This window comes from Aliirhizobium cellulosilyticum (assembly GCF_014198105.1).
GTDB classification, from domain to species: Bacteria; Pseudomonadota; Alphaproteobacteria; order Rhizobiales; family Rhizobiaceae; genus Neorhizobium; species Neorhizobium cellulosilyticum.
Genome location: NZ_JACIGW010000011.1, coordinates 53,209 through 75,407, shown reverse-complemented (window position 1 = coordinate 75,407; position 22,199 = coordinate 53,209). Strand labels below are relative to the sequence as shown.

Below are 22,199 nucleotides of genomic sequence, written 5' to 3'. Positions count from 1 at the left end.
TGGACCTCGGGACTTCATGAGCCTTCTCCGATTAAGGCCCGCAGAGTGTATCAGTTTTTCCCTGTCCTGTGGTCCAGCCCGAGGGGTTCACTCCAGATCCGGGTCAAAAATGCTGTCCGGCGGCCTAAACCAGTCGATTGCCTTGGCGGCCTCCTCCCAGAACCCTTCCGGATCCCACCGCCACGCGCCATAAACGTCGAAATAGCGGCTTTGCATATGCACCTCCCGTTACATGAGCCGAGCCTGATAGAAGCAATCTAGGCTGGTCGGGAGGTGCCGGAAACCCCGACGAAGGGGGTAGGCCTATCGCGCGCCGAAAATGGCCGACCCGACGCGGACGCTCGTTGCACCGAACTCGACGGCCGTCTCGAAATCACCGGACATGCCCATCGAGAGTTTTTCGACGCCGCATTCCCTGGCGAGTTTTTCAAGCAGCGCGAAATGAGGGCCTGGATTTTCTTCCGCCGGCGGAATGCACATCAGGCCTTCGATGGAAAGCCCGAGATCCTTGCGGCAGAATTCGACAAAGGCTTTCGTTTCCTTCGGCGCAATACCCGCCTTCTGCGGTTCGAGCCCGGTATTGACCTGCACATAGAGTTTTGGCGTTTTGCCCTGCTTCGTCATCTCTTCCGCCAGCGCCCGGGCGATTTTCTCGCGATCGACCGTCTCGATCACGTCGAACAGCGCAATCGCGTCGGCAGCCTTGTTGGATTGCAGCGGCCCGATCAAATGCAGTTCGATACCAGCGGTCTCGGCCTTCAGATCCGGCCATTTGCCTTGGCTTTCCTGCACCCGGTTTTCGCCGAACACACGCTGGCCTGCAGCAATCACGGGACGGATCGCGTCGGCATCGAAGGTTTTGGACACGGCGACCAGCGTCGCGGAACCTGCCGGACGTTTGGCATATTTCTCCGCCTTGGCGATCTTGCCCTTCACGTCCTGCAACCGTTCTTCGATGTCCATTGCCCGCATCCTTTTCCGCATTTCTTGTGAGATCAGCGATTAAAGCCCATATGAGGCTCTGCCAAGGGCATTCCGCATCAAAGTTTGACGCCCCGCAAGCCTCAAAAACTTGACGCTTGCGGCCATTCATGGTGAAGGTCTGCCCGTATCTTTTATCTTGATTTCCCGGAATATCATCCAGATGGCGACTGAACGTTACAACCCGCGCGATGCTGAACCCCGTTGGCAGCAGAAATGGAACGAGGCGAAGGTTTTCGAAACCGACAACGCCGACCCGCGGGAAAAATATTACGTCCTCGAGATGTTCCCTTATCCGTCCGGCCGCATCCACATGGGCCATGTGCGCAACTACGCGATGGGCGACGTGGTTGCTCGCTACAAGCGCGCCCGCGGTTTCAACGTTCTGCACCCGATGGGCTGGGACGCGTTCGGCATGCCGGCGGAAAACGCCGCGCGGGACAACAAGACTCATCCGAAATCCTGGACCTACCAGAACATCGAATCGATGAAGAAGCAGCTGAAGGCAATGGGCCTGTCGCTGGACTGGTCCCGTGAATTCGCCACCTGCGACGTCGAATATTACCAGCAGCAGCAGCACCTCTTCCTCGACATGATGGAAAAGGGCCTGGTCTATCGCAAGCAGTCGAAGGTCAACTGGGACCCGGTCGACCAGACGGTTCTGGCCAACGAGCAGGTGATCGACGGCCGCGGCTGGCGCTCCGGTGCGCTGGTCGAACAGCGCGAGCTGGTTCAGTGGTTTTTCAAGATCACCGATTTCAGCCAGGACCTGCTGGACGAGCTGGATCATCTCGATCAATGGCCTGAAAAGGTCCGCCTGATGCAGAAGAACTGGATCGGCCGTTCCGAAGGCATGGCCGTGCGCTGGGAAATCGTATCTTCCACCGCTCCCGCCGGCGAAACCGAAGTCACCGTCTACACAACCCGCCCTGACACATTGTTCGGGGCATCCTTCTTGGCGATCGCTGCCGACCATCCGCTGGCCAAGGCCGCAGCGGTAAGGAATCCGGCTATCGAATCCTTCGCTGAAGAATGCCGCCGTCAGGGCACCTCGCTCGCAGCGCTCGAAACGGCCGAGAAGAAGGGCATCGACACCGGCATCCGCGTGAAACATCCGCTCGATCCTTCTTGGGAACTGCCGGTCTATGTCGCGAACTTCGTTCTGATGGAATACGGCACGGGCGCTATCTTCGGCTGCCCGTCGGGTGACCAGCGCGACCTGGATTTTGCTCGCAGATACGATCTCCCGGTCGTCCCGGTCGTCATGCCGGCCGATGGCGATGCAGCAACGTTCGAGGTTGGCGAAACTGCTTATGTCGATGACGGCGTGATGATCAATTCGCGCTTCCTCGACGGCCAGACGACGGAAGAAGCCTTCCAGATTGTCGCTGACAAGCTGTCGCAGCAAGTGCTGGCAGACGCGCCCCAGGGCGAGCGCAAAGTCAATTTCCGCCTGCGTGACTGGGGTATTTCCCGCCAGCGCTACTGGGGCTGCCCGATCCCGGTCATCCATTGCGAGGTATGCGGCGTAGTTCCTGTGCCGAAGAAGGACCTGCCGGTGCAATTGCCCGACGACGTAACCTTCGACCTGCCGGGCAACCCACTCGACCGTCACGCCACCTGGCGCCACGTCTCTTGCCCGCAATGCGGACACGATGCCCGTCGCGAGACGGACACGATGGACACGTTCGTCGATTCCAGCTGGTATTTCACCCGCTTCACCGCTCCGTGGCTGAACGAGCCGACCGATCCGAAGGTTGCCAACCACTGGCTGCCGGTCGATCAGTATATCGGCGGCATCGAACACGCGATCCTGCACCTGCTCTATTCCCGCTTCTTCACCCGCGCCATGCGCGAGACCGGCCATGTCGCGGTCAAGGAGCCCTTCAAGGGCCTCTTCACCCAGGGCATGGTCGTGCATGAAACCTATCGCTTGGGCGCGGAAGGCCAGAAGGGCGAATGGATCGCCCCGGCCGACATCAAGATTGAGGAAACCGACGGCAAGCGCACGGCAACGCTGTTGAGGAACGGCGAAGAAGTTACCATCGGCTCGATCGAGAAGATGTCGAAGTCCAAGAAGAATGTCGTCGATCCCGACGATATCATAGCATCTTACGGCGCTGACACGGCCCGCTTCTTCGTACTCTCCGACAGCCCGCCCGATCGCGACGTGATCTGGTCGGAAGCAGGCGTTGAAGGCGCGCATCGCTTCACCCAGCGCCTCTGGCGTCTGATCTCGGAAGCCGCCGACAATCTGAAGACCGTTTCACCGGCTCCTGCCAAGGACGGTGACGGCCTGGCGATCTCACAGCTTGCCCACAAAACACTGCAGGCGGTTCAGGGTGATCTGGACAAGCTCTCCTTCAACAAGGCCGTGGCGCGCATCTATGAGCTCGTAAACGCCCTTGCAGCCCCACTGACCGATGTTGCTGCGGGCAAGGGTGACGAGGCCTATCGCGCTGCCGTTCGCAACGCTGCGGAAATCCTGATCCAGATCGTCGCACCGATGACACCACATCTGGCCGAGGAATGCTGGACCGTACTTGGCAATGGCGAAATGGTATCGAAAACGGCTTGGCCGAACTTCGATGAAGCGCTGGTTGTCGAGAACGATGTCACACTGCCTGTCCAGATCAATGGCAAGAAGCGTGGCGAATTGACAATCGCGCGCGACGCGGATCAAAGTACTGTTGAAGCTGCAGTTTTGGCGCTGGACGTGGTGAAAGCTGCGCTCGAAGGCCGCGCGCCGAAGAAGATCATCGTTGTCCCACAGAGGATCGTGAACATTGTTGCCTGACCGCTCATCTTTGCCACGTCGTAGCGCCCTCCTTCTGGGGCTGGCGCTCTGCGCTGGCCTGGCAGGCTGCCAGGTTCGGCCGCTTTATTCGCAGGCCGGTGGCACGGCCCCCAAGCTCGCATCCGTGGGCTTTTCCGAGCCGAAGAACCGCGTTGAGCAGGTCGTTCGCAACGAGTTGGTGTTCCTGGCTGCCGGCGGTGCCGGCGAGCCTCTGAATCCGGCTTATACTGTCACCCTGCATGTTTCCAGCACGGCATCGAACGTTCTCGACGATGACGGACTGGCGGAGGCCAGCGTTCCCGTTGCCGGCCGTGTCCAGGTAACCGGCTCCTACACGCTGACCCGTAGCGTCGACGGCCAAGTTCTCAAGCGCAGTGAACATTCCAGTGTTGCGCTGATCGACGTGTCTCGCCAGAGCTTCGCCAAACTGCGCGCCATCAGGGATGGTGAAAACCGCGCAGCGCGCGAACTGGCAGAGTTCATCCGCGCGGATGTCGCGATCGTCCTTGCCAAAGAGCCACCGCTGCAGCAACCCGCATGGCAGAAATAAAGTCGCACGAGTTCGATCGCTTTGTTGAAAAGGGCGCCGAGCTCTATCGCTTCTACGTCATCTACGGACCAGATCGCGGACTTGTATCGGAACGGGCAAACCTCATTGCCAAGCGCAGTGGAGTTTCACTCGATGATCCCTTCGCGCTCCTGAAGCTCGACGTTTCCGACCTTCAAGGCGATCCTGGACGGCTTCTGGACGAAGTCAATGCAATGGGACTTTTCGGCGGCGAGAAGCTCATATGGCTGCGCGGCGTGAACAATGAGAAGCCTGTCCTGGATGCCGTCCAGACCATTCTGGGGCAGGGCGCGCCTGCCAATACGCTCCTCATCGAGGCAGGCGACCTGAAAAAGGGAAGCGGTCTCAGAAAGATCGTCGAGCCGTCCCGGGCTGTCGCCGTGATACCGTGTTACGCCGACGATGCCCGCGCACTCAACGCGCTTATCGATACCGAACTGGCAAGTGATTCACTAACGATCACCAGCGAAGCTCGGCGACAGCTGATTGACCAGCTGGGTGGTGATCGCGTGGCCTCGCGCAACGAGATCCGCAAGCTTGCGCTTTACTGCCGAGGAATGGACAGGATCGAGGAACACCATGTCGATGAGATCATCGGGGATGCCAGCAGTGTGTCCGCAGACGACGCTGTCGATGCGATATTGACCGGCGACCTTCCGGCCTTTCATCGCGCATTCCAGAAGATCCTCACCTCCAAGACACCGCTATTCCTTATCCTGCAATCGTGCCTGAAGCAGTTTCAATTGCTTGATGCGATGAAGATCGAGATGGAGGAGAAGCGAACGCCGGCCGGCCAGGTTATGGCAACCCTCGGCCGCCATATCCATTTCAAGCGCAAACCCGTCTTTGAGAAAGCTCTCAGGGTATGGAGGCCCGAAGCCGCCAGCCGCGAAGCCTCACGCATCCAGTCCGCCATACTGATGTCCCGTCAAAGACAAAGTCTTGAGCCGAGCATTGTATTTCATGCTCTTCTAGGCGCCGCACTTCAAGCATCAAAACAGTAAAAAGCTGCGCAAAAACAAGGCTTTGCGCAGCTTATACGGAAGACAACCAAACTATCTCTGCGTGCCTCAGCGACGCTCCAGCAGGCGGCAGATTTCTTCAAGCTGCTCAAGAGTCTTGTAGGAGATCCTGATCTGACCCGGGCCACCCCTGTGGTTGATCTTCACCTCCAGCCCAAGGGAATCCGTCAACGTCCGCTCCAGGGCAACCGTATCCGAATCTTTTTCCGGCTTCGTCGCAGTCTGCGGTTCCGACTGCGAACGGATATCGTTCTGCGCCAGACGCTCTGCATCACGTACAGACATGCCCTTTGCGACAACCGCCTTTGCAAGCGCCGTCGGGTCGGATGTCGGGATCAGCGCGCGGGCATGACCGGCAGAGAGCGTGCCGGATGACAGCATGTCTCGAACGGGCGAGGGCAGCTTCAGAAGACGCAGGCTGTTCGCTACATGGCTTCGGCTCTTGCCGATAATGTCGCCCAGATCGTTTTGCGTATATCCGTGCTCGGCGATAAGCTGCTCATAGCCCAGCGCTTCTTCCAGCGGATTGAGATCGGACCGCTGAACGTTTTCAACGATTGCGATTTCGAGCGCGGTCCTGTCATCGACGTTGCGCACGATAACCGGCACTTCCACCAGACCGGCAAGCTGGGAAGCACGCCAGCGGCGTTCACCCGCGATGATCTCGAACTGGCCGTCTGGCAGCGTCCGCGTGACGATCGGCTGAACTATCCCGTGCTGACGGATCGAACTTGCCAGATCCTGCAATTCGCTTTCGTCGAAATGACGGCGCGGGTTGCGCGGGTTGCGCGTGATGTTCTCGATCGGCACCATCCGGTCAGGACTGACATTGACCGGCGCATTGCCCGTCGGCATAGGCTGATCCATCTCGCCGATCAGCGCCGCCAGACCGCGCCCCAGGCGGCGCTTCGATACATCGTCGTTCATACGCTTTACCCTATCTACTACGTCTATGCCGCGACTTTGCGCATTCTCTCGCGCTGGATGACTTCCGAGGCGAGCTGCAGATATGCCTGACTGCCTGCGCATTTCAGATCATAAAGGATAGCCGGCTTACCATATGACGGTGCCTCCGACACGCGAACATTGCGAGGGATCAGCGTCTGATAGACCTTCTCTCCGAGATAGGTGCGGACATCGTTGACAACCTGCTGTGCGAGATTGTTGCGGGCATCGAACATGGTCAAAACGATACCCTGAATATCAAGCCCCGGATTGACGGTACGACGAACCTGATCAACGGTCTCAAGCAACTGACTCAAGCCCTCAAGCGCGAAAAATTCGCACTGTAGAGGAACAAGGACTGAGTCTGCCGCAGCCATCGCGTTCATCGTCAACAGATTGAACGAAGGCGGGCAATCAAGCAGAATGTAATTGAATTTCTCTGCACCACTTGAAACCAGAGCTTTTTTCAGCCGGAACGCCCGGTCCTGCGCCTGGGAAATTTCCATCTCGAAGCCAAGCAGGTCCATCGTCGACGGTACTATCGACAGGTTGGGAACGGCAGTATCAACCGCAGCTTCACCAACCGAGGCGTCGCCAACAAGAATATCGTAGGACGACACCTTGCGGTCACGGCGATCGATGCCGAGGCCAGTACTTGCATTCCCCTGGGGATCCAAATCAACAATTAGAACGTTCTGGCCGATAGCGGCCAGTGCAGTCGCAAGATTTATGGCCGTCGTCGTTTTACCGACGCCGCCTTTTTGATTTGCAATTGTGATGATACGACGCTTATCAAACATCTGGCACCCGCTTTACGGTTATGTCCGCTGCAGATTGCCGATCTCTAGGATAACCGAATCCGCTTGGATTGAACTCTGGTGTTTTACCAAATCAAAGCGCCATCTACCATGTGCTTTCTTCAATTCGGATTCGTAATCTCGACCTTTATGGAAGAAAGCTGTTGATGGCCCGTCGAGAAGCCACGGCGAAGCATATTCCAAAAGCTTGTCGAGATCAGCCAGCGCACGAGCGGAAACGAAATCACATTGAGGAATAAGCGTGGGAGCGTCTTCGATACGTACCGAATGAATAGTGCCCCTGGCCCCGGTTGAAGCGAGAGCGACGCGCAAGAACGCCGCCTTTTTCTGGTTGCTTTCAACAAGATGTACCCAGCCATCCTGATGCTCGGACAACAGAATCGCGGTGATAATACCTGGAAATCCGCCACCTGAACCGAGATCGACCCATGTTCCCACTCTGTCAGCCAGCCTGAATATTTGCGCACTATCGGCTATATGGCGCTGCCACATATCCTCTTGCGTCGAAGGGGCGACCAGATTGATTGTCTTGGCCCATTTTTGAAACAAGTCGGCAAATTGCTGAAGCCGATCTTGCGTTTCACGTGAAACATCGGAAATCAAGATGCCTGCCTCATATTTCTTTCTGCTTTCCTCACCAATGCCAGAAGCAACGTAACAGCAGCCGGCGTCATTCCTTCAATCTTTGCCGCCTGCGCTATGGTACGAGGCTGAGCACGGCTCAGCTTCAATTTCAGCTCGTTGGACAGACCTGATACAGTGTCAAAATCGAAATGATCAGGGATTGCCAATGCCTCGTCTCGTTGGGCAGAGCGTATGTCATTCGCCTGCCGCTCCATATAGACGGCATAACCCGCTTCAATCTCGAGAGCCTCGGCAACCTTGGGCAACATTCCCGACAGCTCTCCCCATATACGCGCTAGGCGGGCAATTTCCATATCGGGATGGGACAATATCTCATAAGCGCTTCGGCGCTGACCATCCTTGTTAAGATGCAATCCATGTTGCGCGGCCTCATTCGGCGTGAGGCTGAGCGACCGAAGCTGATCCCGCCCGGAATTAAGCGCCACCACATGGGCCGAGAACCTCTCCGCCCGATGCCTGCCAACTAGGCCAAGTTTAATTCCGAGGCCTGTGAGACGCATATCGGCATTATCCGCGCGAAGCGAAAGTCGGAACTCGGCTCTTGAGGTAAACATGCGGTATGGTTCGGTCACGCCACGATTGATGAGATCGTCGATCATCACGCCAATATAGGAATCAGTCCGGCTGAAAATATGCGGTTCACTCCCTTGAGAACGTCTCGCCGCATTCAGTCCACCGACAAGACCCTGGGCGCCGGCTTCTTCATAACCAGTCGTGCCATTGATCTGCCCGACCAGAAACAGGCCCTTCACCGACTTCGTCTCAAGCCATGGCTGCAACTCTCTCGGATCTATATGGTCGTATTCGATCGCATAGGCCGGGTGCAGGATCGTCACCTGTTCCAACCCAGGAATGGTGCGTACGAAAGCTTGCTGGATATCCTCAGGCAATGAGGTCGAAATGCCGTTTGGATAAACCGTAAAATCGTCGAGACCTTCCGGCTCAAGGAAGATCTGGTGGCCATCGCGTTCGCCAAATCGGACGATCTTATCCTCAATCGAAGGGCAGTAACGCGGGCCGACGCCTTCGATCTGCCCGGAATACATAGCCGACAAATGAATATTATCGGCAATGATCCTATGGGTCTCAGGTGTCGTTCTGGTGACGCCACATGCGATCTGGGGATTGGTGATCCGGTCGGTCATGAAAGAGAATGGCGTCGGAACATCGTCAGCTTCCTGACGATCAATCGACGCCCAGTCGATCGTGCGTCCATCAAGCCGGGCAGGGGTTCCGGTTTTCAAGCGACCAAGTGCAAATCCTTGTCGCTTCAATGTCTCCGAAAGACCAACCGACGGCGCCTCTCCGGTACGACCGGCCGGGATCTTCTTCTGACCGATATGGATCAACCCCCGCAGGAAGGTACCCGTAGCAAGGACAACTGAAGCGCAGGAAATACGACGCCCGTCCGCAAGCAGAAGAGCTTTTACAGCACCATCCTGCCCTATCTCGATATCGAATGCATCTCCTTCGACGACAGTCAGATTGGCGTGATTTTCGATCTCGCGCTGCATCGCCTCGCGATAAAGCCGGCGGTCAGCCTGTGTGCGCGGTCCTCGTACGGCCGGGCCCTTCTTGCGGTTGAGAAGACGAAACTGGATGCCTGCAGCGTCAGCAACGCGTCCCATCAATCCATCAAGCGCATCGATTTCGCGGACGAGATGACCTTTGCCCAATCCGCCAATCGCCGGGTTGCAGGACATCACGCCGATCGTTTCGCGCTTGTGTGTTACCAGTGCCACGGAGGCTCCAACGCGGCCAGCTGCACTTGCAGCTTCGCATCCTGCATGCCCGCCACCAACGACGACCACATCAAAGGTCAATTCAGCCATGGAAGCCTCTATGTTTCACGTGAATCATTTGCCAATGCAGAATTTTGAGAAGATCACATCGAGGAGATCTTCGACATCGACGCGACCGGTAATCCTGCCGAGCTCATCTCCGGCCACCCGCAACGCATCGGCCTTCAACTCAAGTCGAGGCTCATCTAATGCATTTTCGATGAATTTGGAAGCCAAGGCAATATGTTCGCGATGCCTGTCATTGCTCGCCGGCAGCCCGCCATTCCAGCTATCCCGTGCCCTATCGACGATAGCTCGATGGAGCTCGTCCAGACCTTCACCGGTTACAGACGAAATACGTATTGCCTCGACTTTATCCCTCTTGGAGAGATCCGCTTTCGTTTCCACTTCGAGATACGGAACACCGTAATCTTTGTACACGATATCTGTAGTGGATCCCGCTTCCCTAAGATACAGGATCATATCTGCCGAGCGAGCGGCCGACTTGGCACGTTCGATACCTTCGCGCTCGACGACGTCTTCTGCTTCTCTAATACCCGCCGTGTCGTGAAGTCGAACCAGATAACCTTCCATGTCCAGCTCTACCGTCAGCACATCGCGCGTGGTCCCCGCTATATCGGTCACGATTGCGACCTCGCGTTTTGCCATCGCGTTCAGCAGGCTAGACTTGCCGGCATTCGGAGCCCCGATAATCGCTACCTTGAACCCATTGCGAATAATCTCGGCGGATTTCGCCGAGACCGACGCAACGGACATCTCAGCCACGAGCGCAGCGAGATCACCGCCTATCGTATCCGCAACAGAGCCCGGTACATCGTCCTCGTCCGCGAAGTCGAGTTCCGCCTCGATCATCGCTCTCGCATGGGTCAGACGTTCCGCCCACCCACCATATTGGGCTGATAGGACGCCCATTCCGGTTTGAAGCGCCAGTTTTCGCTGCATCTCCGTTTCGGCGGACACCAGATCGGATAGGCCTTCGACTTCTACCAGGTCGAGCCGACCGTGTTCAAAAGCGCGGCGGGCAAATTCACCGGCTTCGGCAGACCGCAAACCCAGTTCCCTCAGTGTCCCCGCAATAGCGTTTACTACCGCACGGCTTCCATGAACCTGCAACTCGGCACAATCCTCGCCGGTAAAGGAGTGTGGCGCTTCAAAATACAAGATCAGGCCCTGATCGAGCATCTCACCGTTTCGGTTGCGAATCGTTCTGAGGCTTGCCTTTCGTGGCAGAGGAACCGAGCCGACAATCTCGGTAATAACTGCTTTGGTCGCCGGACCACTTATGCGTATGACCGCAACGCCAGCCGGCGGCTGACCGCTGGAAAGCGCGAAGATTGTTGCCTGTGTCATGTCTTCGTTCCAATCCACAAAAGACAAAGGCGCCCGATGTCGGGCGCCTGCAAATTCGTCGAAGAATCCGGCTAAGGATTACGTATTCATTGAATCGAAGAAGTCCGCATTGTTCTTCGTCTGCTTCAGCTTGTCGATCAGGAACTCGATCGCATCGGTGGTTCCCATCGGAGCAAGGATACGGCGAAGAACGAAGATCTTCTGCAGATCCTGGCGTGGGACGAGCAGGTCTTCCTTACGCGTACCGGACTTGAGAATATCCATGGCCGGGAAGATACGCTTGTCGGCAACCTTGCGGTCCAGCACGATTTCCGAGTTACCGGTACCCTTGAATTCTTCGAAGATGACTTCATCCATGCGGCTACCTGTATCGATCAGCGCAGTCGCGATGATCGTCAGCGAACCGCCTTCCTCGATATTACGGGCTGCACCAAAGAAGCGCTTCGGCCGCTGCAGCGCGTTTGCATCCACACCACCGGTCAGAACCTTGCCGGAAGACGGAACAACCGTGTTGTAGGCGCGGCCTAGACGGGTGATGGAATCGAGCAGAATGACGACGTCACGACCATGTTCGACCAGGCGCTTGGCCTTTTCGATGACCATTTCAGCGACCTGCACGTGGCGAACTGCCGGTTCGTCGAAGGTCGAGGAAACGACCTCGCCCTTCACCGAGCGCTGCATGTCCGTCACTTCTTCCGGACGTTCGTCGATAAGAAGAACGATCAGATAGCATTCCGGATGATTGGCGGTAATCGAATGGGCAATGTTCTGCAGAAGAACCGTCTTACCGGTACGCGGCGGCGCAACGATCAGGCCACGCTGGCCCTTGCCGAGCGGTGCGACGAGATCGATGACGCGCGCTGAATTATCCTTCGACGTCGGGATATCGAGTTCCATCTTGAACCGCTCATTCGGATAAAGCGGTGTCAGATTGTCGAAGTGAACCTTGTGACGGATCTTTTCAGGATCGTCGAAATTGATCGTGTTGACTTTCAGCAGAGCGAAATAGCGTTCGCCTTCCTTCGGGCCGCGGATCGGTCCTTCAACGGTATCGCCTGTCTTCAGGGAAAACCGGCGGATCTGCGATGGCGAAATGTAGATATCGTCCGGACCAGGCAGATAGTTCGCATTGGCGGAACGCAGGAAGCCAAAACCGTCCTGAAGAACCTCGACCACGCCTTCGCCGATGATTTCAACATCCTGGCTGGCAAGAACCTTGAGAATTGCAAACATCAACTCCTGCTTGCGCATCGTGCTGGCATTTTCGACCTCCAGCGACTCTGCGAAGGTCAGCAAATCAGTCGGAGATTTGCTCTTAAGTTCTTGAAGCTTCATTTCAGCCATGAAGAGGGGACCACTTGAGAAAATATAAGGGAATTGGGCGTGTCGGTGGAATTCGCTTCCGCGGATGAAGTCCGGGGACAACGTCGGTTACACGCATGCCACGATATGGAGGTGTCGCGAAAATAGCGATTCCCTCCGCGTGCCGCAAGAGGCTTATTCAGAAAAAGGCAAGCCCTTTCTCAGAACGGCTTTACGATAACGAGGATTACGATCGCAATCATCAGCACGGTCGGCACTTCATTCCATATCCGCCAATGCCTTGCGGCACGTCTGGGCTTGTCTGCGGCAAAATCGCGAACCGCGCGACCAAACAGCACATGAACCCAGGTAAGCGCCACGACCATGGCAATCTTCCCGTGAAGCCAGCCACCCTGAAATCCGTAAACGTCCCAGGCAAGATAAAGCCCCAGCATCCAGCTTACCATCATCGCCGGATTCATGATGACCTTCAGCAACCGCCTTTCCATCATCTTGAAAGTTTCCGATCGCTCGGAACCGATCGGTGCATCCGTGTGATAGATGAACAGCCGCGGCAGATAGAGAAGCCCTGCCATCCATGACATCACGGCGATGACATGAAATGCTTTCACATACAGGATGAAATCATCCGGCCGTAAAACGTAGGTCAGACCCAGGATGAGGAGAAATATCGCAAGTGCGATGAAGGCACGCGTCTTGGCCTTGCCGCCCGCACCTTCGTTTCCGGCTTCCTCGCGGTGCGGCGCCATCAACCCAACCCTCTGACGCGATTGACCAGTTTCGCGACATTGTCCGGATCAGCTTCCGGCGTGATGCCGTGGCCGAGATTGAAGATCAGCGGCCCATTTCCCAGAACCTGCAGGATCGCGTCGATACCGTCCTCAAGCGATTGGCCTCCGGCCACGACCCGCATCGGATCGAGATTACCCTGGACAGGCCCATCTTTCTGCAGTTCCGCCGCAAACGACAGCGGCACGCTCCAGTCCAGCCCGATCGCATCTGCCCCGGTCTTTTGCCGGTATTGGCGCAGGTTCATTCCGGCGCCCTTGGCAAAGGCGATGATGCGTGCATTCGGCCGCTTGCTGCGCACGATCTCGATCATCCGTGCAACCGGCTTCACTGCAAAGGCTTCGAATTCCGCTTCGCCGAGAACACCGGCCCATGAATCAAAGATCTGCACCGCATCCGCACCGGCATCGATCTGGGCAATCAGATATTCGGCGGAAATTTCCGCAAGAAACGCCAGCAGATGTTCAAGCGCCTGCCGGTTGCGATAACCGAAGAGACGGGCAGGGGCCTGATCGGGCGTGCCGTGGCCGGCAATCATGTAGGTCGCGACGGTCCAGGGAGCACCGCAGAAGCCGAGAAGGGCAGTTTCCGAAGGCAATTCCTGCCTCAGCCGCTTTACTGTCTCCAGGACGGGAGACAGATGCGCAAGAGTGCCATCCGCTTTAAGCGAATAGATGCTGGCCTCATCGATCGGATCCATCTGTGGCCCTTCGCCGGGCGTAAACCGCACGTTCCTGTCCAGAGCATCGGGAATGACCAGGATGTCGGAAAAGAGAATGGCCGCATCGAACGAATAACGCCTGATCGGCTGGAGCGTGACCTCGACAGCCAGATCAGGCGTGTAACAGAGATCGAGGAACCCACCGGCCTTCTGCCGCGTTGCACGATACTCGGGAAGATAACGTCCAGCCTGTCTCATAAGCCAGAGCGGAGGGGGCGTCACCGTTTTCCCCTCCAACACGTCGACGATCTTCCTTTTCACCGGCACCAGCATCTATCCCTTATAAAAAGAATCCAATTTCTATTGGTTTCTATTTCTTAGAGTCGGTGTGTATCAAGGATTAAAGTCAAACCCCAGATTAACCGAAATTTTGCCAATATCCGCCGAGCGATATAAAAAGCATTTCTCGGAATTTTTGAATTCTGGAAAAAATCATAAATTCAATAAAAGATTCAATAGTATGACCGGCGTGTTGGGTAGTTTTTATCTGTAGACAACATGTGGATAAGTTTGGCAGATATGACAATTATCCACGCAAATCACATCCTCGCGTTCCATCAATCCAACTGATCGCAGATTGTGGAAAAAGTGGCGGTTTTCCCGAGGCCTGTCCCTCCCGCCTCTGAACATGGTCGCCTGTCCCAAGTTATCAACATACGGTAGAGAATAACGTGGAGAACCGGAAAAACTTCTTCCACTTGCATTTGGTTTCTGACTCTACCGGCGAGACTCTGATCTCTGCCGGACGGGCTGTCGCAGCCCAATTCCAGAACAGCTATGCGCTTGAGCACGTCTATCCGCTGATTAGGAACCGCAAACAGCTGGTGGCAGTGCTTGACGCTGTCGATGCGGAACCCGGTATCGTCCTCTATACGATCGTAGACCAGGATCTGGCATCGCTGATCGACCTTCGCTGCCGCGAAATGGGCGTTCCTTCCGTGAATGTGCTGGAGCCGGTTCTAGCTGTTTTCCAGACCTATCTGGGTGCGCCGTCGCGTCGTCGTGTTGGAGCGCAGCATGCTTTGAACGAGGAATATTTTGCCAGGATCGAGGCGCTGAACTTCACCATGGACCACGACGACGGCCAGATGCCCGAGACCTATGATGAAGCTGACGTTGTCCTGATCGGCATCAGCCGAACCTCCAAGACGCCGACCAGCATCTATCTGGCAAATCGCGGGATCAAGACGGCAAACATCCCGATTGTGCCGGGAGTCGAGTTGCCGGACGCTCTTTATAGTGCCACTCGTCCACTGATCGTTGGCCTGATCGCCACCACCGACCGGATCTCCCAAATCCGGGAAAACCGGGAACTCGGCAATTCTCAGGGGCTTGATCGGAACACCTACACCGATCGCGCCAGCATCAATGAAGAGCTTAAATATGCCCGGGCCCTTTGCGGGCGAAACAATTGGCCGATTATCGATGTTTCCCGCCGTTCGATCGAGGAGACTGCCGCGGCGATTCTTGCCCTGCGACCAAGGCTCAGGTAATCCCGAACTGTTTTTCGCCCGAACTGTTTGTCGGAGATGATACCTGAAGTGACACTTGTCCTTGCCTCCTCAAGTCCCTTTCGCCGAATGCTGCTCGAAAATGCCGGCCTGACATTCGAATCGCGCACCGCCGATATCGATGAACGACAGATAGAGGCCTCTGAAAAACACACTGGCCCCGAAGTTGTTGCCGGGATCTTGGCCAGGGCGAAGGCGCAGGATGTATCGCGTTATTTTCCTGATGCGCTCGTAATCGGCTCCGACCAAACGATGTCGCTTGGAGATCGCGTCTATCACAAGGCAAAGAGCCGCGCCGAGGCCCGCGATAACCTGCTCTCCCTCTCAGATCGGACGCACAGGCTTAACAGTGCTGTGGCCATTGTAAAAAACGGAACTGTGGTCTGGGAGCATGTTGCCTATGCCGAGCTGACAGTCCGCGAACTGACCGAGGGGTATGTCGAGCGGTATCTCGATAGAATTGGCGACAAGGCATTTTCGAGTGTCGGCGGCTACCAGCTGGAAGGAGAGGGCATCCATCTCTTTTCCGCCATTCAGGGTGACTATTTCACCATTCTCGGCCTCCCCATGCTTCCGCTTCTGGAAGAACTCCGTCGCCTGGGAGCGATTGATGGCTGATAGACGCGAAAATTCACCGCCTGCTGCATTTGTGACCGGCTGGCCGATCAAGCACTCCCGCTCTCCGATTATTCATAGGCACTGGCTGAAACAATACGGCTTGCCGGGCAGCTATGATGCGGTCGCTGTTTCCGAAAAGGATTTCGCCGCTTTTATAGAGGGGGTGAAAAACGGTAGCCTGGGCTTCTCCGGCGGCAATGTCACGATCCCGCACAAGGAAACGGCTTTCGCTCTCAGCGACCGGCCGGATGAGCTGGCGAAGGAACTCGGTGCAGCCAATACGCTCTGGCTGCAGGACGGTCAGCTTCATGGGACGAATACGGATGGATACGGTTTTGCAGCCAATCTCGACGGGCATCATCCGGGCTGGGACAAGGTCGATCGCGCCGTTATTCTCGGTGCGGGCGGAGCTAGCCGTGCCGTCGTTCAGGCTGTCCGTGATCGTGGCATCAACGAAATCCACATCGTCAATCGTACCATGTCACGTGCGAAGGAGCTTGCCGATCGTTTCGGTCCGAAAATTCATGCGCATGGATTACCCGCCCTGGAAGAGGTCATGGCTGGTGCCGGCTTGTTTGTGAACACGACATCGCTTGGCATGGATGGAGCAGAATCCGTTTCCTTCGACTTTTCGGGTCTGAAGTCAGGTGGAATGGTGACGGATATCGTTTACGTCCCGCTTGAAACGCCTATTCTTCGGCAGGCGCGCGAGCAGGGTTATCCGACGACCGATGGATTGGGGATGCTGCTGCATCAGGCGGTGCCCGGTTTCGAAAGATGGTTTGGTCGTCGCCCGGTGGTCGACAGTGCTCTACGACAACTCATCATTCAGGATATTCAGGCGGCGGCATGATTGTTATCGGATTGACCGGATCGATCGGCATGGGAAAGACGACCACTGCCGGCATGTTCAGGGATGCGGGTATCCCGGTCAACGATTCCGATGCTGTCGTGCATGACCTTTATAGAACGGATGCAGTTAAACCGGTAGGCGAAGCTTTTCCCGGCTCAATTCGTGAAGGCGCCATCGACAGGGTGGAACTGGCCCGGCAACTTTCACTCGATCCCGGTGGTTTTAGCCGGCTTGAAGCAGTTGTGCACCCGCTGGTGAGAGACAGGGAAAAGCAGTTTCTCGCAAGGCAGAGATTGGCAGGCGCTGATCTCGTCCTCCTCGACATTCCTCTGCTTTTCGAAACCGGCGCTGAGAAACGCGTCGATGTGGTTGTGGTCGCGACCTGTGATCCACAGATACAGCGGCAGCGCGTTCTTGCCAGACCAGGCATGACGGAAGAAAAGTTCAAGCTCATCCTGAACCGTCAGATGCCTGATTCGCAGAAACGCGATCGTGCGGATTTTCTGGTCGATACGGGCTGCGGCCTCGACCAGGCAAAAAAGCGAGTAGAGCAGATCATCAATCTTCTACGGTCGGGCATACGGAGTGAAAAACATGCGTGACATCATTTTCGATACGGAAACGACTGGGCTTGAATCCAAGCAGGATCGCATCATCGAAATCGGTGGTGTCGAGCTGATCAACAATTTCCCGAGCGGAAAGACGATCCACATCTTCATCAATCCGGGTGATCGTAAGGTTCATCCCGATGCTTTGGCTGTCCATGGCATCACGGACGAGTTCTTGAAAGACAAGCCGAGCTTCGCTGAAGTCGCACAGCAGATCGTGGACTTTTTCGAAGGGGCACGATGGATCGCCCATAACGCCAACTTCGATATGGGTTTCATCAACGCGGAATTCGAGCGGATAGGTCTGCCGCCTGTACCTTCCGATCAGGTTGTCGATACGCTGGCCATGGCGCGTCGCAAACACCCAATGGGTCCGAACTCACTCGACGCCCTTTGCCGTCGTTACGGGATCGATAACACCCACCGTACAAAACACGGCGCATTGCTGGACTCCGAACTACTGGCCGAAGTTTATATCGAAATGAATGGTGGCCGACAGGCCGCCTTGGGACTGGTCGGCTCAGATCAGGTGGTAGAAGTCGCCGAGGCTGAAGAGACGGTGTTCATCACGGACCAGGTGCGCCCGCGCGCACTTGCGAACCGGTTGAGTGCAAAGGATTTGGAGCACCATGCATCAATGATCGCCTCTATGAAAGGCAAAGCGATCTGGCTGAAATATCGTCAGGAATAGGGTCGTTCCAGCAAAAGCGCAAAATGGTCTTGTGCCGGGAACTGCGTGAGACGTAGCGATTGAGCAATAAAAAAGCCCGGAACTTCCGGGCTTTTCCGATTTTTGTCTGATCAGCTGTTGAGCGGCTGAACCTTGGCGCGGGCCTGTTCTTCGGCCATGCGCTGCGAAAACATCTGGGCAAAATCGATTGGATCGATCATCAGCGGCGGGAAACCGCCATTGCGGGTCACATCTGCGATGATCTGACGCGCGAACGGGAACAGCAGGCGCGGGCATTCGATGAACAGAACCGGCAGCATGTGTTCCTGCGGAAAACCGGTGATGCGGAAGACGCCGCCATAAACCAATTCGGCTGCGAACACGACCTTGTCGCCTTCCTTGGCTTCGGCGTTCAGCGAAAGAACGACGTCGAAATCGGTATCCGACAGCGGGTTGGCGTTGACGTTCACGCCGATATTGATGGCCGGCGCGTTGTCACGCGCCTGAAGCGACCGGGGTGCACCTGGATTTTCGAAGGAAAGGTCCTTGGTGTACTGGGCAAGAATGTTGAGCGAAGGGCTCGCCGACTGCGTGTTTTCGTCTGCCATGGGATATCCTCAGGACTGATGCGTTGAGGCCGCATAACATCTAGGCATTTTGCTTACAACCCGTTGTGGCTCTGGCTTATGGTCACGGATCGCGGTCAATGCCTTTTGACCACGGAGAAGATGGGTTCGGATCCGTGTTCCGATGAAAATCCTCTTCCTCGAGATCGACGACCTTGCCGGCTGCATTCGGATTTTCGCGCGCGCCGCCGGCCGGATGGCTGAAACCGCCACGGCTGCTGCGGGGGCCGACCACCACGACACGCTTTCCGATCGCCGACCAGAGAAGCCGCCGCACAAACGGAATGAACAGTGCGATGCCGATAATGTCGGTGACGAAGCCGGGCAGAAGCAGAAGGATGCCGGCAACGACGATCATCGCCCCGTCGATAACGGAACTTGCCGGGATTTGCCCCTGCTGGCTTTGCTCCGAAAGCTTCTTCAAAAGATGCAGGCCCTGTTGCCGCATCATGAAGGCGCCGAGCAATCCGGTACCGATGACGAGGCCAAGTGTCCACCACAGGCCGAGCGCACGCCCGACCACGACAAATCCGGCGATTTCGGCCAAAGGCCAGGCAAGCAGCACGCTAAGAGCAATAAATGGGCGCATGATCCATTGAATGTTGTACGAGGTCGTTTCGAAGGCTCACACCTTCGCTATTTGAAGATGGCTTAATGCAGACTATATGATGATGTGAATTCAACTTTTAAACGGTAATTGCGGGTTAATATGGGTTCCAACGACTTCATTACACTCTTTTTCCTTGTTGCGGCGGTCCTGATTTTCCTGCAACTGCGCAGTGTGCTCGGCCGCCGGACGGGAAACGAGAAGCCGCCGGAGACATATGTCTCGCGCGAAGCGCTTAAAACCCCTGCCGCTGCGGATGACGGTAAGGTCGTAACTTTGCCGCGTCGCGAAGCCGGCGAAGAGGATCAGCGTCTGGCGGAGGTCGATGCTCTCGTAAAGCCCGGCAGCGAGTTGAACGAGTCGCTGAAGTCGCTGATAAGGGCCGATGTGTCCTTCCAGCCGAAGGAATTCCTAAACGGCGCTAAGATGGCCTATGAGATGATCGTCATGGCGTTTGCCGATGGCGACCGGAAGACCCTGAAGGGCCTTCTCTCTAAGGAAGTCTTTGAAGGTTTCGATTCCGCTATCCGCGAACGCGAGGCCCGCGGCGAAGTGGTGAAGTCCACTTTCGTCGGCATCGACAAGGCGGCCTTCACCCAAGCCGCTGTCAAGCAGTCGGAAGCTCAGGTCACGGTTCGCATCGTCAGCCAGCTGATTTCGGCTACCTTCGACAAGGAAGGCAAGCTAATCGACGGTGACCAGGAGGCCGTTGCCGAAGTGACCGATATCTGGACCTTTGCAAGGGATGTCCGCTCCAAGGATCCGAACTGGAAACTGATCGCGACCGAATCCGAACAATGAGCCCGACTTCGCCAGGATACCGCCTGTCTTCCGTATCCTTCGGCGACCTTCCCGGTTGGGAAAGGGACGATCCCCGCGCCTTGTTTGATGCGATGGCGCGGTGTCTTACCCATATTCGCGACGTGAAGCCCTATCGGACCGGCGTTCTTGGCCTCACCGCCGATGACTTGATGCCGCTTCTGGCTGCAGCTGGCATACTATCGTCTGATATGACGCAAGCGCAGGCGCGCGCGTTTTTCGAAGAGAGTTGCATTCCCTTCCGTATCGAGCGCGATGACGCCCAGCCGGGTCTGGTGACCGCCTTTTACGAGCCGGAAGTCGATGTCTCGGCAAAACCAGACGAGACGTTCGCCCATCCCTTCTATTTCCGTCCTGACGATCTCATCGATCTTGACGAAACCAACCGGCCTACCGAAATGGACTCCGGCTACATGTTCGGTCATGCGACTGCTTCCAGTGTGACCGAATATCCGGATCGTAAGGAAATCGATCGAGGTTTTCTCGCCGGGCGCGGCCTTGAAATTGCTTGGGCACGGTCGAAGGTTGACGTCTTTTTCGCCCATGTCCAGGGCGCAGCACGCCTTCGTTATCCGGATGGCGACATTCGCCGTATCACCTATGCCGCAAAGGCTGGTCATCCATTTTCTCCGATCGGAAAGCTCCTGATCGATCTCGGGGAAATCCCGCGCGAAAAAATCTCGATGCAGAGCATCCGTAAATGGCTAGCCGAGAATCCGGCTAAGGTTGATGAAATCCTTTGGCATAACCGGTCCTATATCTTCTTCCGCGATGCCGATGTTTCCGACGACACACTCGGTCCCGTCGCCGCGGCCAAGGTGCCGCTCATCGCCGGGCGCTCCCTTGCTGTGGATCGTATGATCCATACATTCGGTTATCCCTTCTTCATTCATGCTCCGACGCTGCTTCATCTCGATGACGGTCAACCCTTTGCCAGGCTGATGCTGGCACTCGATACCGGATCGGCTATTGTCGGCCCAAGCCGCGGCGATATCTTTACTGGTTCAGGTTATGAAGCGGGAGAACGCGCCGGAACTGTCAGGAACGAAGCCGATTTCTATATCCTGATTCCCAAGGCGGCGGCTGGCAGGTTTGGAGCATGAACGGCGGACGTAAACTCAATTCCGAGGAACGGATACTGTGGGGCAAGGTGGCAAAATCCACCCGCGCCTTCAAGGAGCGCTGGACCGATCTTGCCGCCTTCGAGGCCGAAGAAGTCGCCCACGCGGCAGAGGTCGAGAAATCGAAACCCGCATCGCCTCGAGAAGTGCCGGAACAGCTGGCAGAACAGGTTCGCACCGCTAAGAAGCCGGCCGGCTATCACTATCCGCTCGAAAAGCCGACGAAGAAAAAACTCGCCAAAGGAAGGCTTGCAATCGAGGCGCGCCTCGATCTCCACGGCCTTTTCCAGGGTGAGGCGCATGACCTTTTGCTCGATTTCATCTATCGGGCGCATGAACGGGGCTTGCGCCATGTTCTCGTCATCACTGGCAAGGGCAGTTCGATGGGCAGTGAAGGCGCCCTTCGCCGCGCAGTCCCGCTCTGGTTCTCCAAGGCCGAGTTTCGTTTCCTGATTTCGTCCTATGAATGGGCAGCCCGCCATCACGGCGGCGACGGTGCCCTTTATGTAAGGCTTACGCGTGCAGAAAGGCCGGACCGTTGACGCCGTTCGGCCAGGCGATGCGCGAACTCCGCCAGCGCAGGGGCGTTACCCAGCGCGCCCTGGCGCAGGCCATAGGCGTCACGCCAGCCTATCTTTCCGCGCTCGAACATGGCCATCGCGGCCGCCCGACCTTCGAGCTTTTGCAGCGTATTGCCGGCTATTTCAACATCATCTGGGACGAGGCGGACGATCTCTTCCGCCTGGCGGATGCATCCGATCCCAGGGTTGTTATCGATACCGCAGGCCTGCCGCCGGAATACACGCTTCTGGCCAATCAGCTGTCGAAACGGATTAGCACTTTGACGCCAGAGATGGTAGAAGAGATCAACAGGCTCTTGAAGAGCCCGCAATAGTCATTTTTCTCGGGAAGAACCACGGCTTTCCTGCCATAATGGTGTGCTCAACCTTTAGAAGCCGCCCGCGATTTCCTATATTGAAAACGGAAAAAGCGGTGATTCGCGCG

General features: G+C 56.5%; 24 protein-coding genes. 12 read left to right on the top strand and 12 right to left on the bottom strand.

Annotation, left to right across the window (positions count from 1 at the left end; genetic code table 11):
- Positions 1-87: 87 nt before the first annotated feature.
- Both GGE33_RS25535 and GGE33_RS25530 read right to left on the bottom strand, forming a co-directional pair.
- Positions 88-216 carry an acetyl-coenzyme A synthetase N-terminal domain-containing protein gene (locus GGE33_RS25535; protein ID WP_183829793.1) on the bottom strand — a complete coding sequence of 43 codons (129 nt, stop codon included), beginning with the start codon at positions 214-216 and terminating at the stop codon, positions 88-90.
- An 87-nt stretch (positions 217-303) separates the two neighbouring features.
- A complete protein-coding gene (locus GGE33_RS25530) occupies positions 304-963 on the bottom strand; it encodes a YggS family pyridoxal phosphate-dependent enzyme (RefSeq protein WP_183829790.1) in 660 nt (219 codons plus the stop codon).
- A gap of 181 nt (positions 964-1,144) precedes the next feature.
- On the opposite strand from GGE33_RS25530, the gene leuS reads away from it, so the two are divergent.
- The 3 genes from leuS to holA are packed head-to-tail and all read left to right on the top strand — an operon-like array spanning position 1,145 to position 5,350.
- The gene (leuS, locus tag GGE33_RS25525; protein WP_183829787.1) at positions 1,145-3,778 is read left to right on the top strand and encodes a leucine--tRNA ligase; all 2,634 of its coding nucleotides are present in this window, start codon (positions 1,145-1,147) and stop codon (positions 3,776-3,778) included.
- Positions 3,771-4,328, top strand: a complete 558-nt coding sequence (locus GGE33_RS25520; RefSeq protein ID WP_246436464.1) for a hypothetical protein — start codon at positions 3,771-3,773, stop codon at positions 4,326-4,328. Before leuS ends, GGE33_RS25520 begins: the two co-directional genes overlap by 8 nt.
- A complete protein-coding gene (gene holA / locus GGE33_RS25515; RefSeq protein WP_183829784.1) occupies positions 4,316-5,350 on the top strand; it encodes a DNA polymerase III subunit delta in 1,035 nt (344 codons plus the stop codon). Before GGE33_RS25520 ends, holA begins: the two co-directional genes overlap by 13 nt.
- A 66-nt stretch (positions 5,351-5,416) precedes the next feature.
- On the opposite strand, the gene GGE33_RS25510 is transcribed toward holA, so the two are convergent.
- From GGE33_RS25510 to hemE, 8 genes are all read right to left on the bottom strand, one after another.
- On the bottom strand, positions 5,417-6,295 hold the full coding sequence (locus tag GGE33_RS25510; RefSeq protein ID WP_183829781.1) for a ParB/RepB/Spo0J family partition protein: 879 nt from the start codon (positions 6,293-6,295) through the stop codon (positions 5,417-5,419).
- Positions 6,296-6,318: 23 nt separating this feature from the next.
- Complete coding sequence (locus GGE33_RS25505; RefSeq protein WP_183829778.1) at positions 6,319-7,113, bottom strand: ParA family protein; 795 nt, start codon at positions 7,111-7,113, stop codon at positions 6,319-6,321.
- Between the two features lie 18 nt (positions 7,114-7,131).
- Entirely contained in the window at positions 7,132-7,734 is a 603-nt protein-coding gene (rsmG, locus tag GGE33_RS25500) for a 16S rRNA (guanine(527)-N(7))-methyltransferase RsmG (RefSeq protein WP_210303923.1), read from the bottom strand.
- On the bottom strand, positions 7,731-9,608 hold the full coding sequence (gene mnmG, locus GGE33_RS25495) for a tRNA uridine-5-carboxymethylaminomethyl(34) synthesis enzyme MnmG (RefSeq protein WP_183829775.1): 1,878 nt from the start codon (positions 9,606-9,608) through the stop codon (positions 7,731-7,733). The genes rsmG and mnmG overlap by 4 nt, the downstream gene beginning before the upstream one ends.
- Positions 9,609-9,632: 24 nt before the next feature.
- Entirely contained in the window at positions 9,633-10,928 is a 1,296-nt protein-coding gene (mnmE, locus tag GGE33_RS25490; protein ID WP_183829772.1) for a tRNA uridine-5-carboxymethylaminomethyl(34) synthesis GTPase MnmE, read from the bottom strand.
- 78 nt (positions 10,929-11,006) lie between these two features.
- Positions 11,007-12,272 (bottom strand): transcription termination factor Rho, encoded by a 1,266-nt coding sequence (rho, locus tag GGE33_RS25485; protein ID WP_112506460.1) that lies wholly within the window; start codon positions 12,270-12,272, stop codon positions 11,007-11,009.
- A gap of 179 nt (positions 12,273-12,451) precedes the next feature.
- Positions 12,452-13,000 (bottom strand): protoporphyrinogen oxidase HemJ, encoded by a 549-nt coding sequence (gene hemJ / locus GGE33_RS25480; RefSeq protein ID WP_148143814.1) that lies wholly within the window; start codon positions 12,998-13,000, stop codon positions 12,452-12,454.
- Positions 13,000-14,034 (bottom strand): uroporphyrinogen decarboxylase, encoded by a 1,035-nt coding sequence (gene hemE, locus GGE33_RS25475; RefSeq protein ID WP_394353697.1) that lies wholly within the window; start codon positions 14,032-14,034, stop codon positions 13,000-13,002. The genes hemJ and hemE overlap by 1 nt, the downstream gene beginning before the upstream one ends.
- A gap of 398 nt (positions 14,035-14,432) precedes the next feature.
- On the opposite strand from hemE, the gene GGE33_RS25470 reads away from it, so the two are divergent.
- From GGE33_RS25470 to dnaQ, 5 genes are read left to right on the top strand one after another with little or no spacing between them, the layout of a single operon-like run.
- Positions 14,433-15,254 (top strand): pyruvate, water dikinase regulatory protein, encoded by an 822-nt coding sequence (locus tag GGE33_RS25470; RefSeq protein ID WP_148143815.1) that lies wholly within the window; start codon positions 14,433-14,435, stop codon positions 15,252-15,254.
- Between the two features lie 48 nt (positions 15,255-15,302).
- Positions 15,303-15,890: a Maf-like protein gene (locus tag GGE33_RS25465; RefSeq protein ID WP_394353696.1), complete on the top strand. Its 588-nt coding sequence runs from the start codon at positions 15,303-15,305 to the stop codon at positions 15,888-15,890.
- Positions 15,883-16,743: a shikimate dehydrogenase gene (locus GGE33_RS25460; protein WP_183829766.1), complete on the top strand. Its 861-nt coding sequence runs from the start codon at positions 15,883-15,885 to the stop codon at positions 16,741-16,743. Before GGE33_RS25465 ends, GGE33_RS25460 begins: the two co-directional genes overlap by 8 nt.
- A complete protein-coding gene (coaE, locus tag GGE33_RS25455) occupies positions 16,740-17,345 on the top strand; it encodes a dephospho-CoA kinase (protein WP_183829763.1) in 606 nt (201 codons plus the stop codon). Before GGE33_RS25460 ends, coaE begins: the two co-directional genes overlap by 4 nt.
- The gene (dnaQ, locus tag GGE33_RS25450) at positions 17,338-18,042 is read left to right on the top strand and encodes a DNA polymerase III subunit epsilon (protein WP_183829760.1); all 705 of its coding nucleotides are present in this window, start codon (positions 17,338-17,340) and stop codon (positions 18,040-18,042) included. The genes coaE and dnaQ overlap by 8 nt, the downstream gene beginning before the upstream one ends.
- 110 nt (positions 18,043-18,152) lie before the next feature.
- On the opposite strand, the gene secB is transcribed toward dnaQ, so the two are convergent.
- Entirely contained in the window at positions 18,153-18,629 is a 477-nt protein-coding gene (gene secB / locus GGE33_RS25445; RefSeq protein ID WP_148143820.1) for a protein-export chaperone SecB, read from the bottom strand.
- An 82-nt stretch (positions 18,630-18,711) separates the two neighbouring features.
- Positions 18,712-19,236: an FxsA family protein gene (locus tag GGE33_RS25440; RefSeq protein WP_183829756.1), complete on the bottom strand. Its 525-nt coding sequence runs from the start codon at positions 19,234-19,236 to the stop codon at positions 18,712-18,714.
- A 120-nt stretch (positions 19,237-19,356) separates the two neighbouring features.
- Here GGE33_RS25440 and GGE33_RS25435 point away from each other — a divergent pair, with 120 nt between their 5' ends.
- From GGE33_RS25435 to GGE33_RS25420, 4 genes are read left to right on the top strand one after another with little or no spacing between them, the layout of a single operon-like run.
- Positions 19,357-20,055, top strand: coding sequence for a Tim44/TimA family putative adaptor protein (locus GGE33_RS25435; RefSeq protein WP_183829752.1), 699 nt, complete (start codon positions 19,357-19,359; stop codon positions 20,053-20,055).
- Positions 20,052-21,176 (top strand): murein transglycosylase A, encoded by a 1,125-nt coding sequence (mltA, locus tag GGE33_RS25430; RefSeq protein WP_183829748.1) that lies wholly within the window; start codon positions 20,052-20,054, stop codon positions 21,174-21,176. Before GGE33_RS25435 ends, mltA begins: the two co-directional genes overlap by 4 nt.
- Positions 21,173-21,736 (top strand): Smr/MutS family protein, encoded by a 564-nt coding sequence (locus tag GGE33_RS25425; protein WP_148143824.1) that lies wholly within the window; start codon positions 21,173-21,175, stop codon positions 21,734-21,736. Before mltA ends, GGE33_RS25425 begins: the two co-directional genes overlap by 4 nt.
- A complete protein-coding gene (locus tag GGE33_RS25420; RefSeq protein ID WP_183829745.1) occupies positions 21,733-22,089 on the top strand; it encodes a helix-turn-helix domain-containing protein in 357 nt (118 codons plus the stop codon). The genes GGE33_RS25425 and GGE33_RS25420 overlap by 4 nt, the downstream gene beginning before the upstream one ends.
- Positions 22,090-22,199 lie beyond the last annotated feature (110 nt).

What these genes read in the sequence shown, in the direction of transcription:
- GGE33_RS25535 (WP_183829793.1), bottom strand. Translation starts at nt 216, where the DNA reads ATGCAAAGCCGCTATTTCGACGTTTATGGCGCGTGGCGGTGGGATCCG.
- GGE33_RS25530 (WP_183829790.1), bottom strand. Translation starts at nt 963, where the DNA reads ATGGACATCGAAGAACGGTTGCAGGACGTGAAGGGCAAGATCGCCAAG.
- leuS (WP_183829787.1), top strand. Translation starts at nt 1,145, where the DNA reads ATGGCGACTGAACGTTACAACCCGCGCGATGCTGAACCCCGTTGGCAG.
- holA (WP_183829784.1), top strand. Translation starts at nt 4,316, where the DNA reads ATGGCAGAAATAAAGTCGCACGAGTTCGATCGCTTTGTTGAAAAGGGC.
- GGE33_RS25510 (WP_183829781.1), bottom strand. Translation starts at nt 6,295, where the DNA reads ATGAACGACGATGTATCGAAGCGCCGCCTGGGGCGCGGTCTGGCGGCG.
- GGE33_RS25505 (WP_183829778.1), bottom strand. Translation starts at nt 7,113, where the DNA reads ATGTTTGATAAGCGTCGTATCATCACAATTGCAAATCAAAAAGGCGGC.
- mnmG (WP_183829775.1), bottom strand. Translation starts at nt 9,608, where the DNA reads ATGGCTGAATTGACCTTTGATGTGGTCGTCGTTGGTGGCGGGCATGCA.
- mnmE (WP_183829772.1), bottom strand. Translation starts at nt 10,928, where the DNA reads ATGACACAGGCAACAATCTTCGCGCTTTCCAGCGGTCAGCCGCCGGCT.
- rho (WP_112506460.1), bottom strand. Translation starts at nt 12,272, where the DNA reads ATGGCTGAAATGAAGCTTCAAGAACTTAAGAGCAAATCTCCGACTGAT.
- hemJ (WP_148143814.1), bottom strand. Translation starts at nt 13,000, where the DNA reads ATGGCGCCGCACCGCGAGGAAGCCGGAAACGAAGGTGCGGGCGGCAAG.
- hemE (WP_394353697.1), bottom strand. Translation starts at nt 14,034, where the DNA reads ATGCTGGTGCCGGTGAAAAGGAAGATCGTCGACGTGTTGGAGGGGAAA.
- GGE33_RS25460 (WP_183829766.1), top strand. Translation starts at nt 15,883, where the DNA reads ATGGCTGATAGACGCGAAAATTCACCGCCTGCTGCATTTGTGACCGGC.
- coaE (WP_183829763.1), top strand. Translation starts at nt 16,740, where the DNA reads ATGATTGTTATCGGATTGACCGGATCGATCGGCATGGGAAAGACGACC.
- dnaQ (WP_183829760.1), top strand. Translation starts at nt 17,338, where the DNA reads ATGCGTGACATCATTTTCGATACGGAAACGACTGGGCTTGAATCCAAG.
- secB (WP_148143820.1), bottom strand. Translation starts at nt 18,629, where the DNA reads ATGGCAGACGAAAACACGCAGTCGGCGAGCCCTTCGCTCAACATTCTT.
- GGE33_RS25440 (WP_183829756.1), bottom strand. Translation starts at nt 19,236, where the DNA reads ATGCGCCCATTTATTGCTCTTAGCGTGCTGCTTGCCTGGCCTTTGGCC.
- GGE33_RS25435 (WP_183829752.1), top strand. Translation starts at nt 19,357, where the DNA reads ATGGGTTCCAACGACTTCATTACACTCTTTTTCCTTGTTGCGGCGGTC.
- mltA (WP_183829748.1), top strand. Translation starts at nt 20,052, where the DNA reads ATGAGCCCGACTTCGCCAGGATACCGCCTGTCTTCCGTATCCTTCGGC.
- GGE33_RS25425 (WP_148143824.1), top strand. Translation starts at nt 21,173, where the DNA reads ATGAACGGCGGACGTAAACTCAATTCCGAGGAACGGATACTGTGGGGC.